General features: G+C 72.8%; 12 protein-coding genes. 4 read left to right on the top strand and 8 right to left on the bottom strand.

Going from position 1 to position 13,900, the window contains the following annotated elements; translation table 11 throughout:
- Nucleotides 1-18 precede the first annotated feature (18 nt).
- Nucleotides 19-1,725: a glycerol-3-phosphate dehydrogenase/oxidase gene (locus tag IF27_RS07825; RefSeq protein WP_052848660.1), complete on the bottom strand. Its 1,707-nt coding sequence runs from the start codon at nucleotides 1,723-1,725 to the stop codon at nucleotides 19-21.
- Nucleotides 1,726-1,914: 189 nt separating this feature from the next.
- Between IF27_RS07825 and IF27_RS07820 the strand changes: the two genes are divergently transcribed.
- The gene (locus IF27_RS07820) at nucleotides 1,915-3,147 is read left to right on the top strand and encodes a nucleotide sugar dehydrogenase (protein ID WP_052848659.1); all 1,233 of its coding nucleotides are present in this window, start codon (nucleotides 1,915-1,917) and stop codon (nucleotides 3,145-3,147) included.
- Nucleotides 3,148-3,196: 49 nt separating this feature from the next.
- Here the strand turns inward: IF27_RS07820 and IF27_RS07815 are convergent, their stop codons facing one another.
- From IF27_RS07815 to IF27_RS07800, 4 genes are all read right to left on the bottom strand, one after another.
- Nucleotides 3,197-4,306: a GuaB3 family IMP dehydrogenase-related protein gene (locus IF27_RS07815; protein WP_052848658.1), complete on the bottom strand. Its 1,110-nt coding sequence runs from the start codon at nucleotides 4,304-4,306 to the stop codon at nucleotides 3,197-3,199.
- Between the two features lie 62 nt (nucleotides 4,307-4,368).
- Complete coding sequence (gene guaB / locus IF27_RS07810) at nucleotides 4,369-5,874, bottom strand: IMP dehydrogenase (RefSeq protein ID WP_052848657.1); 1,506 nt, start codon at nucleotides 5,872-5,874, stop codon at nucleotides 4,369-4,371.
- A gap of 85 nt (nucleotides 5,875-5,959) precedes the next feature.
- Nucleotides 5,960-6,535, bottom strand: coding sequence for an RNA polymerase sigma factor ShbA (gene shbA, locus IF27_RS07805; protein ID WP_052848656.1), 576 nt, complete (start codon nucleotides 6,533-6,535; stop codon nucleotides 5,960-5,962).
- 246 nt (nucleotides 6,536-6,781) lie between these two features.
- Nucleotides 6,782-7,393: a response regulator transcription factor gene (locus IF27_RS07800; RefSeq protein WP_019431595.1), complete on the bottom strand. Its 612-nt coding sequence runs from the start codon at nucleotides 7,391-7,393 to the stop codon at nucleotides 6,782-6,784.
- Nucleotides 7,394-7,725: 332 nt separating this feature from the next.
- Here IF27_RS07800 and IF27_RS31475 point away from each other — a divergent pair, with 332 nt between their 5' ends.
- On the top strand, nucleotides 7,726-8,142 hold the full coding sequence (locus IF27_RS31475; protein WP_223290955.1) for a WhiB family transcriptional regulator: 417 nt from the start codon (nucleotides 7,726-7,728) through the stop codon (nucleotides 8,140-8,142).
- A gap of 47 nt (nucleotides 8,143-8,189) precedes the next feature.
- Nucleotides 8,190-8,984 (top strand): SDR family NAD(P)-dependent oxidoreductase, encoded by a 795-nt coding sequence (locus IF27_RS07790; protein ID WP_052848655.1) that lies wholly within the window; start codon nucleotides 8,190-8,192, stop codon nucleotides 8,982-8,984.
- Between the two features lie 85 nt (nucleotides 8,985-9,069).
- Here IF27_RS07790 and groL read toward each other — a convergent pair whose 3' ends face one another.
- From groL to IF27_RS07775, 3 genes are all read right to left on the bottom strand, one after another.
- Complete coding sequence (groL, locus tag IF27_RS07785; protein WP_052848654.1) at nucleotides 9,070-10,692, bottom strand: chaperonin GroEL; 1,623 nt, start codon at nucleotides 10,690-10,692, stop codon at nucleotides 9,070-9,072.
- A 260-nt stretch (nucleotides 10,693-10,952) separates the two neighbouring features.
- Entirely contained in the window at nucleotides 10,953-11,261 is a 309-nt protein-coding gene (gene groES, locus IF27_RS07780; RefSeq protein WP_052848653.1) for a co-chaperone GroES, read from the bottom strand.
- A 234-nt stretch (nucleotides 11,262-11,495) separates the two neighbouring features.
- Entirely contained in the window at nucleotides 11,496-12,521 is a 1,026-nt protein-coding gene (locus IF27_RS07775; RefSeq protein ID WP_420821992.1) for a polysaccharide deacetylase family protein, read from the bottom strand.
- 73 nt (nucleotides 12,522-12,594) lie between these two features.
- On the opposite strand from IF27_RS07775, the gene IF27_RS07770 reads away from it, so the two are divergent.
- On the top strand, nucleotides 12,595-13,872 hold the full coding sequence (locus tag IF27_RS07770) for a class I SAM-dependent methyltransferase (RefSeq protein WP_110945651.1): 1,278 nt from the start codon (nucleotides 12,595-12,597) through the stop codon (nucleotides 13,870-13,872).
- Nucleotides 13,873-13,900: the final 28 nt, after the last annotated feature.

Here is a 13,900-nt window from a genome sequence, read left to right as displayed (position 1 = left end):
CCGCGTCGGCACACCGGCTCACAGCGGCGCGGTGTCCGGCGCGCCGAGCCGGGCGGCGTCCGCCGTACGGTCGTCGGGTTGCAGCTGCGACTCCCGCTCGGCCTGCACCCGCTTCCCGTAGTTCTCCACCTCGCGCTCGACCTGCTGCGGCGTCCAGCCGAGGACGCCCGCCATCAGCTCCGCCACCGTCCGCGCGCTGCGCGTGCCCCGGTCGAACGTCTCGATGGAGATCCGGGTGCGCCGCGTCAGGACGTCCTCGACGTGCCGCGCGCCCTCGTGCGAACAGGCGTACACGACCTCGGCCTTCAGGTAGTCGTCGGCGGCGGGCAGCGGCTCGGCCAGCGCCGGATCGGCGGCGATCAGCTCCAGCACCTCCTCGGTCATCGAGCCGTAACGGTGCAACAGGTGCTCGACGCGCGCCTCGTGCAGCCCGGCGCGGGCGGCCAGCCGGGCGCGCGCGTTCCACAGCGCGTGGAAGCCCTCAGCACCGGCGAGCCGCACCTCGTCCGTGCAGCAGGGCGCGACCCGGCGGTCCAGGCCGTGCACCGCCGCGTCCACCGCGTCCTTGGCCATGACCCGGTACGTCGTGTACTTGCCGCCCGCCACGACGACCAGGCCGGGCACGGGATGCGCCACCGTGTGCTCGCGCGACAGCTTGCTCGTCGCGTCCGACTCGCCCGCCAGCAGCGGGCGCAGCCCGGCGTACACGCCCTCCACGTCGTCCCGCGTCAACGGCACGGCGAGCACGGAGTTGACGTGTTCCAGGAGGTAGTCGATGTCGGCGCTGGAGGCCGCCGGGTGCGCCTTGTCCAGGTCCCAGGCCGTGTCGGTCGTGCCGACGATCCAGTGCCTGCCCCAGGGGATGACGAACAGGACGCTCTTCTCCGTCCGCAGGATCAGCCCGGTCGAGGAGTGGATGCGGTCCTTCGGCACGACGAGGTGGATGCCCTTGGACGCCTTCACGTGGAACTGCCCGCGCTCGGCGATCATCCCCTGCGTGTCGTCCGTCCACACCCCGGTCGCGTTGACGACCTGCCGGGCGCGGATCTCGTACGTGCCGTCCAGCTCGACGTCCCGCACCCGCACGCCGACGACCCGCTCGCCCTCCCGCAGGAACTCGGTGACCCGCGCCCGGTTCGCGACATGCGCCCCGTACCCGGCGGCGGTGCGCACGAGCGTCGCGACGTACCGCGCGTCGTCCACCTGGGCGTCGTAGTACTGGAGCGCGCCCACCAGCGCGTCCTTCTTCAGGCACGGCGCGACGCGCAGCGCCCGGCCGCGCGTCAGGTGCCGGTGCGGCGGCAGGCCCCTGCCGTGTCCGGACGAGAGCGACATCGCGTCGTACAGCGCCACGCCCGAGCCCGCGTAGAACCGCTCCCAGCCCCGGTGCTTCAGGGGATAGAGGAACGGCACGGGCCGCACGAGGTGCGGGGCGATGCGGCCGAGCAGCAGCCCGCGTTCCTTCAGCGCCTCGCGCACCAGCCCGAAGTCCAGCATCTCCAGGTAGCGCAGCCCGCCGTGGATCAGCTTGCTGGAGCGGCTCGACGTGCCGGACGCCCAGTCCCGCGCCTCGACGAGCCCGGTGGACAGGCCCCGGGTCACCGCGTCGAGGGCGGTGCCCGCGCCGACGACGCCGCCACCCACCACCAGTACGTCCAGCTCGCCCTCGGCCATCCGGGCGAGCGCCGCGGCCCGTTGCTCAGGACCCAGTGCGGCTGTCCTCACAGATGCCTCCCTGTTCGCTCCGCCCCGGGGGGCGGTGTGTGTCGGTGGAAGTCGGCGTACGTCGATGGTCCCCCATTTCCCGGTGATCGGCGCGCCACAGCCCGCCGCCCGAGGTCAATCATCCCGAACTGTCATATATGCCCCTAAGCTGACTTGACGTGCATCGGGGGAGAAGGGAGCCCGCAGCGCATGCCCGCCGATCTCGCCGTTCTCGACCCCGGGCAGCTCGGGCTGCCCGTCGCCCAGGCCGCCACCGCCGTCGGCATCGCCACCGTCGGCTTCACCTCCGATCCCCGGGCCGCCGCGCTGCTCAACGCGGGCCGCCCGCCGGGCGACGGCGCCCTCGCCGCCTCGGACCTGCGGCGCATGCTCGCCGCCGGGTTCCACGCCACCAGCGACCCCGTCGTCCTCGGCCGGGTCCGTACCGCCCTGATCTGTGCCCCTACCCCGCCGGGCCCCGACCACGCGCCCGACCTCACCGCCCTGCGCGCCGCCGCCTCCGCCCTCGCCGCCCGGCTGCGCCCGCGCACACTCGTCGTGCTGGAGTCGGCCGTCTCCCCCGGCACCACGGAGGAGGTCCTGCGCCCGCTCCTCGAAGCGGGCTCGGGGCTCCGCGCCGGACGGGACTTCCACCTCGCGCACGCCCCCGGACGCCAGGACCCGGGCGTCCGCGCCGCAGGGCACGGCGTCCCCCGCGTCATCGGCGGCCTCACCCCCGCCTGCACGGAGGCCGCCGCCGCGTTCTACGGCCGCTTCACCGACAAGGTGGTCCGCGCCCGCGGCCTCGCCGAGGCGGAGGCGGTCAAGCTCCTGGAGACGAACTACCGGCACGTCAACATCGCGCTGGTCAACGAGATGGCCGTCCTGTGCCACGACCTCGGGATCGACCTGTGGGACGTCGTGCGCTGCGCCGAGACGAAGCCATCCGGCTTCCAGGCGTTCCGCCCCGGGCCCGGCGTCGGCGGCCACGCACCGCCCGTCGTCCCGCCGGGGCGCAGCCTGCCGCTGGTCGAGCTGGCACGGCAGACGAACGCCCGCATGCCGCGCTACGTCACCCGCCGCGCCGCCGCCCTGCTGAACGAGCACGGCAAGTCGGCCCGCGGTGCCCGCGTCCTGCTCCTCGGCGTCACCCACCGGTCCGACCTGCCGGACGAGCACGGCACCCCGGCCCGTGAGATCGCCGGCCGGCTGCTCGGCCTCGGCGCGCAGCTGACCTACCACGACCCTTTCGTCGCCGCCTGGCAGGTGCAGGGCCGCCCCGTGCCGCGCGCCGACTCGCTGTACGAGGCGGCGGCCGACGCCGACCTCACCGTCCTGCTCCAGCACCACAGCACGTACGACCTCCAGGGCCTCGCCGCCAAGGCGCAGCTCCTGCTCGACACGCGCGGCGCGACCCCGGCGGGCGCGGCCCACCGCCTGTGACCGGCACGCCGACGGCCCGGCACCCGCGCGGGTGCCGGGCCGTCATGGCTCAGCGGGAGACCGTCACCTCGACGCGCTGGAACTCCTTCAGCTCCGAGTAGCCCGTCGTCGCCATCGCCCGGCGCAGGGCGCCGAAGAAGTTCATCGACCCGTCAGGCGTGTGCGAGGGACCGGTCAGGATCTCCCGCGTCGTGCCGACCGTGCCCAGGTGCACCTTCTTGCCGCGCGGCACGTCCTCGTGCACGGCCTCCATGCCCCAGTGGTGACCGCGCCCGGGGGCGTCGGTCGCGCGGGCCAGCGGCGAGCCGATCATCACGGCGTCCGCGCCGCAGGCGATGGCCTTCGGCAGGTCGCCCGACCAGCCGACGCCGCCGTCCGCGATGACGTGCACGTACCGGCCGCCCGACTCGTCCATGTAGTCACGCCTGGCCGCCGCCACGTCGGCGACCGCCGTGGCCATCGGCACCTGGATGCCGAGGACGCTGCGCGTGGTGTGCGCCGCGCCGCCGCCGAAGCCGACGAGGACGCCCGCGGCGCCCGTCCGCATCAGGTGCAGGGCCGCCGTGTACGTGGCGCAGCCGCCGACGATCACGGGGACGTCCAACTCGTAGATGAACTGCTTGAGGTTCAGCGGCTCCGCCGCGCCCGACACGTGCTCGGCCGAGACGGTGGTGCCGCGGATCACGAAGATGTCCACGCCCGCGTCCAGCACGGCCTTGGAGAACTGAGCCGTGCGCTGCGGCGACAGCGCGGCGGCCGTGACGACGCCCGCCTCGCGCACCTCGCGGATGCGCCGGAAGATCAGCTCCTCCTGGATCGGCGCCTCGTAGATCTCCTGCATGCGCCGCCCGGCGGTCGCCTCCGGCAGCTCGGCGATCTCCGCCAGCAGCGGCGCCGGGTCCTCGTAGCGCGTCCAGAGCCCTTCGAGGTTCAGCACGCCGAGGCCGCCCTGCTCACCGATCGCGATGGCCGTCGCCGGGGAGACGACGGAGTCCATCGGCGCGGCCAGGAAGGGCAGTTCGAAGCGGTAGGCGTCGATCTGCCAGGCGATCGAGACCTCCTTCGGGTCGCGCGTGCGGCGGCTGGGCACCACGGCGATGTCGTCGAAGGCGTACGCCCGCCGCCCGCGCTTCCCGCGCCCGATCTCGATCTCAGTCACGTCCTGTGCCTTTCCTCACGCAGCGCCCGTCCACACGATGAGCGGTGTCAAGTATCCCCGCCTCATCGCCCGGAGTAGTTGGGGGCCTCCGCCGTCATCTGGATGTCGTGCGGGTGGCTCTCCTTGAGCCCGGCCGAGGTGATGCGGACGAAGCGGCCCTTGTCCTGGATCTCCGGGACGGTGCGGCTGCCGAGGTAGTACATCGACTGGTGCAGGCCGCCGATCAGCTGGTGCACGACCGAGGACAGCGGGCCGCGGTAGGGCACCTGGCCCTCGATGCCCTCGGGGATCAGCTTGTCGTCGTCGCCGATCGCGTCCTGGAAGTAGCGGTCCTTGGAGTACGAGCGCCGCTCGCCGCGCGACTGCATCGCGCCCAGCGAGCCCATGCCCCGGTAGGACTTCCACTGCTTGCCGTTGATGAACTTCAGCTCGCCCGGCGACTCCTCGCAGCCCGCCAGCAGGCTGCCGAGCATGACGGTGTCCGCACCGGCCGCGATGGCCTTGGCGATGTCGCCGCTGTACTGGAGGCCGCCGTCGCCGATCACCGGGATGCCCGCGGCGCGGGCGGCGAGCGACGCCTCGTGGATCGCCGTCACCTGCGGCACGCCCACACCGGCGACGACGCGGGTCGTGCAGATCGAGCCGGGGCCGACGCCGACCTTGATGCCGTCCACGCCCGCGTCCACCAGGACCTGCGCGCCGTCCCTGGTCGCGACGTTCCCGGCGATGACATCGACCCGGTCGTAGTTGGACTTGATCTTGGCGGCCATCTCCGGCACGAGCCGCGAGTGGCCGTGCGCCGTGTCCACGACGAGGAAGTCCACCCCGGCCTCGACCAGGGCCGAGGCCCGCTCGAACGCGTCGCCCGCCACGCCGACCGCGGCGCCGACGACGAGGCGGCCCTCGGCGTCCTTGGCGGCGTTCGGGTACTTCTCGGCCTTGACGAAGTCCTTGACGGTGATGAGCCCCTTGATGCGGTTCTCGCCGTCCACCAGGGGAAGCTTCTCGATCTTGTGCCGCCGCAGCAGCCCGGCCGCGTCCTCGGCGGAGATGCCGACCCGGCCGGTGACCAGCGGCATCGGCGTCATCACCTCGCGGACCTGCCGGTCGCGGTCCGACTCGAAGGCCATGTCACGGTTGGTGACGATCCCCAGCAGCCGCCCCGACGCGTCCGTCACCGGGACGCCGCTGATGCGGTACCGGCCGCACAGCTCGTCGGCCTCGCGCAGCGTGGCGTCCGGGCGGATGGTGATCGGGTCGGTGACCATGCCGGACTCGGACCGCTTCACGCGGTCCACCTGCGCGGCCTGCTCCTCGATCGACAGGTTGCGGTGCAGGACACCGGCGCCGCCCTGACGAGCCATGGCGATCGCCATCCGCGCCTCCGTGACGCGGTCCATCGCGGCCGAGAGCAGCGGCACGTTCACGCGGACGTTGCGCGAGACACGTGTGGAGGTGTCGATCTCGTGCGGTGCCAGATCGGCGGCGCCCGGCAACAGCAGCACGTCGTCGAACGTCAGCCCGAGCGTCGCGAACTTCTCCGGTACCTCACCCGCGTAGTCAGTCATGACTGCCTCTCCCGCACCCGCTGCGTTACTCCCTCCGGGCTCATCCGGCCGGGGTCTCCATGCTACGGCCATGCCGGTGATGGTCTCAGCGCCCGGCGAGGGCCCGCAGCCTGCTCAGCGCGCGGTGCTGCGCCACCCGTACGGCCCCGGGCGACATGCCCAGCTTCTCGCCGGTCTCCTCGGCGGTCAGGCCGATGGCGACGCGCAGCATGACCAGTTCGCGCAGGTGGTCGGGCAGGTTGGCCAGCAGGCGCCTGGCCCACTCGGCGTCGCTGCTCTGGAGGGCGCGCTCCTCGGGCCCGAGGGAGTCGTCGGGCCGCTCCGGCATCTCGTCGGAGGGCACCACCGTGCTGCCGGGGCGGCGCAGGGCGGCGCGCTGGAGGTCGGCGACCTTGTGGTGGGCGATGGCGACGACGAACGCGTCGAACGGACGCCCGGTGTCGCGGTAGCGCGGGAGCGCGCACAGGACGGCGAGGCAGACCTCCTGCGCCAGGTCGTCCACGAAGTGCCGGGCCTCCCCGGGCAGGCGGGCGAGGCGCGTCCGGCAGTAGCGGACGGCGAGGGGGTGCACATGTGCGAGCAGATCGTGGGTGGCCTGGGGGTCTCCCTCGGCCGCACGGTGGACGAGGGTGCCGATCCCCGGTGCCTCGTCGTCGCGCATCGGTCCATGGTGCACTGTCGCCGCGCGGTCCGTGTCACCGCGGGCGGAGTTGTGCATCGAAGCGTTATGTGCGGGAGCGCTCAGAGTCATGTTCCGGGCCCTCCCCTCGCGCCTGGCCGGCTCGTCCCCAAGGAGCGTCATGCATTCAAGCATGCGTCAACCCCGGATGTTTTGAGTCGCCTCCTCACCGGACGGGGGGTGACGGCCTGTGCCGCGCTCCCCGTCCGGTCCCCGTGCCCGCCCGTGTCAGCGGACCAGACCCCACCGGAACCCCAGGGCCACCGCGTGCGCCCGGTCCGAGGCGCCGAGCTTCTTGAACAGCCGCCGCGCGTGGGTCTTGACCGTGTCCTCCGACAGGAACAGCTCGCGGCCGATCTCCGCGTTCGACCTGCCGTGGCTCATGCCTTCGAGGACCTGGATCTCCCGCGCGGTCAGCGTGGGGGCCGCGCCCATGTCGGACGAGCGCAGGCGGCGTGGGGCGAGCCGCCAGGTCGGGTCGGCCAGGGCCTGCGTGACCGTGGCGCGCAGTTCGGCGCGTGACGCGTCCTTGTGCAGGTATCCACGGGCCCCGGCGGCGACGGCGAGCGCGACGCCGTCGAGGTCCTCCGCGACCGTGAGCATGATGATGCGCGCCCCCGGATCGGCGGACAGCAGCCGCCGCACGGTCTCGACACCGCCGAGACCGGGCATACGGACGTCCATGAGAATGAGGTCGGAACGGTCGGCACCCCAGCGGCGGAGGACTTCCTCGCCGTTGGCCGCCGTCGTGACCCGCTCGACGCCGGGCACGGTCGCGACCGCGCGGCGCAGCGCCTCCCGGGCGAGGGGGGAGTCGTCGCAGACGAGGACGGAAGTCATGGCCGCCCTCCGCAGCTGATGCGCATCACCTTGTGCCTCCAGGCAGTTATGTGTCGTCACCTGGGCGATTGACGGGCCTTGAACTCCCCTGTCAACCGCCTCCGCCCTCTCAACGACGGTCACCCGAAAGAGTTACGGTCGCCGACCAGAGAGTGAGAACACTCTACGTGAGCATCCGGCCACAGGAGCGGCGCAATTTACTCAACACGCCGAACATTCATTTTTGCCCTTTTTAGACCTTGTTGCCCATCTTTGGGTGTCTGCGGCTATATTCAGCGGGTAGTCATATTTACATCTACTTCCGCGGTACCGAAGACGATGGGACACCTGTCATGGCAGATTTCTCCCGCCTTCCCGGCCCCAACGCCGACCTGTGGGACTGGCAGCTCCTCGCTGCCTGCCGGGGCGTGGACAGCTCGCTGTTCTTCCACCCGGAGGGCGAACGCGGCGCGGCACGCAGCTCGCGGGAGGAGGCCGCGAAGGAAGTGTGCATGCGCTGCCCGGTGCGCTCCGAGTGCGCGACGCACGCGCTCTCCGTGCGCGAACCGTACGGCGTCTGGGGCGGCCTGACCGAGGACGAGCGCGAGGAACTCCTCGGCCGGGCGCGGCGCGACCTCGTCCACTCCGGCGGACATTCCGGCGGATCCGCGCACGGCGCGGCAACAGGAGCGGTCAACACGGCGAACGGCGTCAACACCGCGGCCACGCCCGGCCGTACCTCTCCCGACCCCGGGGACATGCCTGTGTGAACCACGCCCGGTAGGCCCCCGGGCGGGCGACCACTACCGTCCCCCTCATGACAACTGCATTGGTGACGGGCGCCACCACCGGGATCGGCGCCGCCTTCGCGCACCGGCTGGCGCGTGACCGGCACGACCTCGTGCTCGTGGCCCGGGACAAGGACGCGCTGCGCCGCCAGGCCGCCGAGCTGCACGACCGGCACGGCATCGAGGCGGACGTGCTGCGCGCCGACCTGTCCACGGACGAGGGCATCGAGCGCGTGGAGGCGCGGCTCACCGATCCGGCGCGGCCGGTCGGACTGCTCGTGAACAACGCGGGTTTCGGTCTGCCGGGCAGCTACCTGAAGGTGCCGGTTGCCGACGAGCTGCGGATGCTCAAGGTGCACTGCGAGGCGGTGCTACGGCTGACGACGGCCGTGGCGGGGCCGATGCGGGAGCGCGGGCGCGGCGGCGTGGTCAACGTGGCCTCGGTCGCGGCGTTCCTGCCGCGCGGGACGTACGGGGCGTCGAAGGCGTGGGTGGTGCAGTTCACGGAGGGCGCGGCGCGTGACCTCGCGGGCGGCGGCGTGCGGCTGATGGCGCTGTGCCCCGGCTTCGTGCGCACCGAGTTCCACCAGCGGGCCGGGATGCGGACGGACAGCATCCCCGGCTGGATGTGGCTGGACGCCGACCGGGTGGTGGACGTGGCGCTGCGGGACCTGGCGCGTGGGCGCACGGTGTGCATCCCGGACGCGCGCTACCGCGCCCTGCTCGGCGCCGCGCGCCTGGTGCCGCGCGGGGCGCTCGGCGGCCTGTCGTCACGGGCCGGGCGCCGCTTCGGCCCCCGCAGGGGCGGCGACACGGCGGCCTGACCCGGGAACGGCGGGACCCCGCCGCGCGGTGCGCGCGACGGGGTCCTGTGCCGTGTCCCGACGGGCGGACCCGTCCGGGCGTGGGTCAGTGCGAGTGGCCGTGGCTGTGGCCGCCCTGCTCGGGCTCCTCTTCCTTCTTCTCCACCACGAGGGTCTCGGTGGTGAGCAGCAGGGAGGCGATCGAGGCGGCGTTCTGGAGCGCGGAACGGGTCACCTTGACGGGGTCGATGACGCCGTCCTTGACCAGGTCGCCGTAGGTGCCGGTGGCGGCGTTGTAGCCCTCGCCCTTGTCCAGCTCGGCGACCTTGGAGGTGATGACGTAGCCTTCGAGGCCCGCGTTCTCCGCGATCCAGCGCAGCGGCTCGACGGCGGCGCGGCGGACGATGCCGACGCCCGTCGCCTCGTCGCCGGTGCGGCCGAGGTCACCGTCGAGGACCTTCGCGGAGTGCACGAGGGAGGCACCGCCACCGGGGACGATGCCCTCCTCGACCGCCGCGCGGGTCGCCGAGATGGCGTCCTCCAGGCGGTGCTTCTTCTCCTTCAGCTCCACCTCGGTGGCGGCGCCGACGCGGATGACGCACACGCCGCCGGCCAGCTTGGCGAGGCGCTCCTGGAGCTTCTCGCGGTCCCAGTCGGAGTCCGTGGCCTCGATCTCGGCGCGGATCTGCGCGACCCGGCCCTGGATGTCGGCGCTCTGACCGGCACCGTCCACGATCGTGGTGTCGTCCTTGGTGATGGTCACGCGGCGCGCGGTGCCCAGGACCTCAAGGCCGACCTGGTCGAGCTTGAGGCCGACCTCCTCGGAGATGACGGTGCCGCCGGTGAGGGTGGCCATGTCGCCGAGCATCGCCTTGCGGCGGTCGCCGAAGCCGGGGGCCTTGACGGCCACCGAGTTGAAGGTGCCGCGGATCTTGTTCACGACCAGGGTGGACAGCGCCTCGCCGTCCACGTCCTCGGCGATGATCAGCAGCGGGCGGGACGCGCCGGACTGCATGACCTTCTCCAGCAGCGGCAGGAGGTCCTGGATGGAGGAGATCTTGCCCTGGTGGATCAGGATGTACGGGTCGTCGAGGACGGCCTCCATACGCTCCTGGTCGGTGACCATGTAGTGCGAGAGGTAGCCCTTGTCGAAGGCCATGCCCTCGGTGAAGTCCAGGTCGAGACCGAAGGTCTGGGACTCCTCGACGGTGATGACACCGTCCTTGCCGACCTTGTCCATCGCCTCGGCGATCAGCTCGCCGACCTTCTTGTCCTGGGCGGACAGGGCGGCGACCGCGGCGATGTCCTCCTTGGAGTCGATCGGGCGGGCGCTGGCCTTCAGGTCCTCGGCGACGGCGGCGACGGCCGCGTCGATGCCGCGCTTCAGGCCGGAGGGCGACGCGCCCGCGGCCACGTTGCGCAGGCCCTCGCGGACGAGCGCCTGGGCCAGGACGGTGGCGGTGGTGGTGCCGTCACCCGCGATGTCGTTGGTCTTGGTCGCCACCTCCTTGACGAGCTGGGCGCCCAGGTTCTCGTAGGCGTCCTCGACCTCGACCTCGCGGGCGATGGTCACGCCGTCGTTGGTGATGGTCGGCGCGCCGAACTTCTTGTCGATGACGACGTTGCGGCCCTTCGGGCCGATGGTCACCTTGACGGCGTCGGCGAGCGCGTTCACGCCGCGTTCGAGGGCGCGGCGGGCGTCCTCGTCGAACTTCAGGATCTTCGCCATGGCTTGGGTGTCCCCTTGTGCCTAATCACTCGGACTTGTTACGGACCTGCGGCGCCGCGTGTCCCGGCGGGATGTCCCGCGCGGGGCACGCGGCCGACGCGGGGTCGGCCGGCCGTTCGGGCGGCGGACGGACGGAGGAGCGCGCCGTCCGTCCGTCCGCCGCCTGAGCGGCCGGCGGACGCGTCCGTGCCCCGGGCCCGGTCCGCCCGGACGGGTCGGCGGGGGTACCGGGGCACGGTCCGGCGTCGCGTGCGATGCCGTTACTTCTCGATGATCGCGAGGACGTCGCGAGCCGAGAGGACGAGGTACTCCTCGTTGTTGTACTTCACCTCGGTGCCGCCGTACTTGCTGTACAGCACCACGTCGCCGACCTTCACGTCGAGCGGCAGGCGATTGCCGTCCTCGAAACGGCCGGGACCGACGGCGAGGACGGTGCCCTCCTGGGGCTTCTCCTTCGCGGTGTCGGGAATGACCAGGCCCGAGGCCGTGGTCTGCTCGGCGTCGAGCGGCTGGACCACGATGCGGTCCTCAAGCGGCTTGATGGCAACCTTGCTGGCGGTCGTCACGATCCGACCTCCCCCTTCGGAGATCTCACGGGGCTTCTATGGCTGGATGGCGACCTGGTGGACCCGTCGTCGCGGGTGCCGAGTCCGCCTGTCGCGCGTAGCTGGCACTCTCATGGTGTGAGTGCCAGCCTTGAGACTAGGCGGCAGTTAGCACTCAGTCAACCAGAGTGCCAATGACGCCGGTCGCGAGCCTAACGGACGGCGGCGCCGCGTGCGGCCGACAGGCCCGCGTGGGCGTCACACGTAGTCCTCCAGCCGGGCGATGGCGAACCCCTGTTCGGCACAGGTGTCGAGCACGCGGCGGAGCATGTCCGCCATGCTCCCGTCCCACTCACGCTCGCCCCGGAAGTGGGTGAGGATGATGTCGCCCGGGTGGAGGCGCCGGTCGGTGCGCCCGTACTCGATGCGGTCGGGGAACGCCTCCTCGGCCCACAGCGGGACGGCCTCGATGCCACAGTCGGCGGCGGCGCGGAGGGTGTCGCGGTTGTAGGCGCCGTACGGCGGGCGGAAGAGGGTGGGGCGCTCGTCCAGTTCGCGGGTGAGGTTCGTCTGCTGCCCGCAGATCTCGGCGCGCTGCTCGGCGTAGGTGAGCCGGGTCATCTCGCGGTGGTTGATCGTGTGGTTGTGGCTGTGGTGGCCGTCGTCGAGGGCGTCGCGGAAGTAGCCGTAGTCCTCGCGGGCGACCTCGTCGGACAGGAAGCCGGTGACCGGGATGTCGAGTTCGCGGAGCATGCGCAGGAGTTCCGGGTCCTTGTCTGCGCCGTCGTCGATGGTGAGGAAGACCACCTTGTCGTCCGTGGGGACGCGGACGATGACCGGCGGCAGGCCCTTGCCCGACACGTGCCCGCGCTCGCTGGTCAGGCGGAGCGGGGCGGCCGGGGGCTCGGGAGGGCGCAGGGGGACGCGGCGCAGGCCCCAGGTCTTCGCGGCGGCGGTGCGGCGCGCCTCGGCCCGTTCCAGCTTTCCGGCGTACGACTCCAGCGCGTGGGCCGCCGTGCGCACCTGCTCGCGCTGCGGCGCGCCGAAGGAGAGCGTCGCGGCGGGCCCGGCGGCGCCGGGCCCCGGGGCGCTGTCGGTGGTGGCGCCCAGGGCGTGCTGCTGCTCCTGCTCGTGCCGCGTGAGGTCGGGGCCGAGGAGTCGGACGGGCAGGCCCGAGCAGGCGACCGCGAGTATCGTCGCGCCGCCGATGGCCAGGGAGCGGCGGACGCCGGACGGGGCCCGTCGTCCGTCCTGCCGCTTATCGTTTTGTCGTACTTGTCCGATAATCTCCATGGTTCGGGATGCTGCCACCGCCACGGGACCGCTCCCCGGACGACGTTCCGCGCGAGCGGGGAGAATGACCCGTGTGGCCGCACACTCACGCCCTTCGCCTCCCTCACAGCCCCCGCCGCCCGCCGAGCCGTCCGCCGAGCCGTCCGCCGCCTTCCGCGCGCTGCTGACCGCGACAGGCGAGGACCTCCTCGCGCACCTGCGCGACCTCACGCCAGCCGGTGAACTGGCCGCGGCGACCCGGCTGCGCCGCGACCACCCGGCCGCGCTGGTGTCGGCGGCCATCGGGCAGGCACGGCTGCGGCAGCGGGCGGCGGCCAAGTTCGGCGCCGACGCGGAGCGGATGTTCTTCACCCCGGACGGCGTCGAGCAGGCGACGCGTACGCCCGTCGCCGCGTGGCGCGCGGCCCGCTTCGCGGCCCTCGGGGTGCGGCGGGCCGCCGATCTCGGCTGCGGCGTCGGGGGCGACGCCATCGCCCTGGCGCGCGCCGGGATCTCCGTCCTGGCCGTGGACCGCGACCCGCTGACCTGCGCGGTCGCGGAGGCCAACGCCGCCGCGCTCGGGCTCGCCGACCTGATCGAGGTGCGGCAGGCGGACGTGACGGAGGTGGATCTCGCGGGGATCGACGCGCTGTTCGCCGATCCGGCGCGGCGGGGCGGGCGGGGGCGCGTGTTCGACCCGGAGGCGTACTCGCCGCCGCTGTCGTGGGCGATCGGGGCGGCGCGGCGAGTGCCGTACGCGGCGCTGAAGACGGCGCCCGGCATCCCGCACGAGGCGGTGCCGTCCGACGCCGTGGCGGAGTGGGTCTCGCACCGGGGCGAGGTCAAGGAGGCGGTGCTGTGGTTCGGGCGGGGGGGCGCGGCGCCCCGTACGGCGACGCTGCTGCCCGGGGGTGACGTGCTGACCGGCGACGGCGGCAGGCAGGCGCCCGACGGGCCGCCGTGCCGCTACCTGTACGAGCCGGACGGCGCGGTGATCCGCGCGCACCTCGTCGCGGAGGCGGCGGAGCGGCTCGGCGGGCACCTGCTGGACCCGACGATCGCGTACGTCACGGCGGACGCGCTGCGGGCCGACCCGTTCACCAGCGCGTACGAGATCACGGACGTGCTGCCGTTCAACGAGAAGCGGCTGCGGGCGCTGCTGCGGGAGCGGGGGGTCGGGACGGTGACGGTAAAGAAGCGCGGTTCGGCGCTGACGCCCGAGGAGTTGCTGAGGCGGCTCAAGCCGCGGGGGGAGGGGAGCGCGACGGTCTTCCTGACACGGGTGGCGGGGGCGGCGGCCATGCTGGTCGGGCACCCGGTGCGCGCGGAGGGGCCGGAGGGGCCGGGGTCGGGTTCACCCTGACGAGGGATACCGGGGTCGTCGCGGAGCG

It is taken from the genome of Streptomyces avicenniae, from assembly GCF_000719135.1.
Classification (GTDB): domain Bacteria; phylum Actinomycetota; class Actinomycetes; order Streptomycetales; family Streptomycetaceae; genus Streptomyces; species Streptomyces avicenniae.
This window is presented reverse-complemented; position numbering and strand designations above follow the sequence as displayed.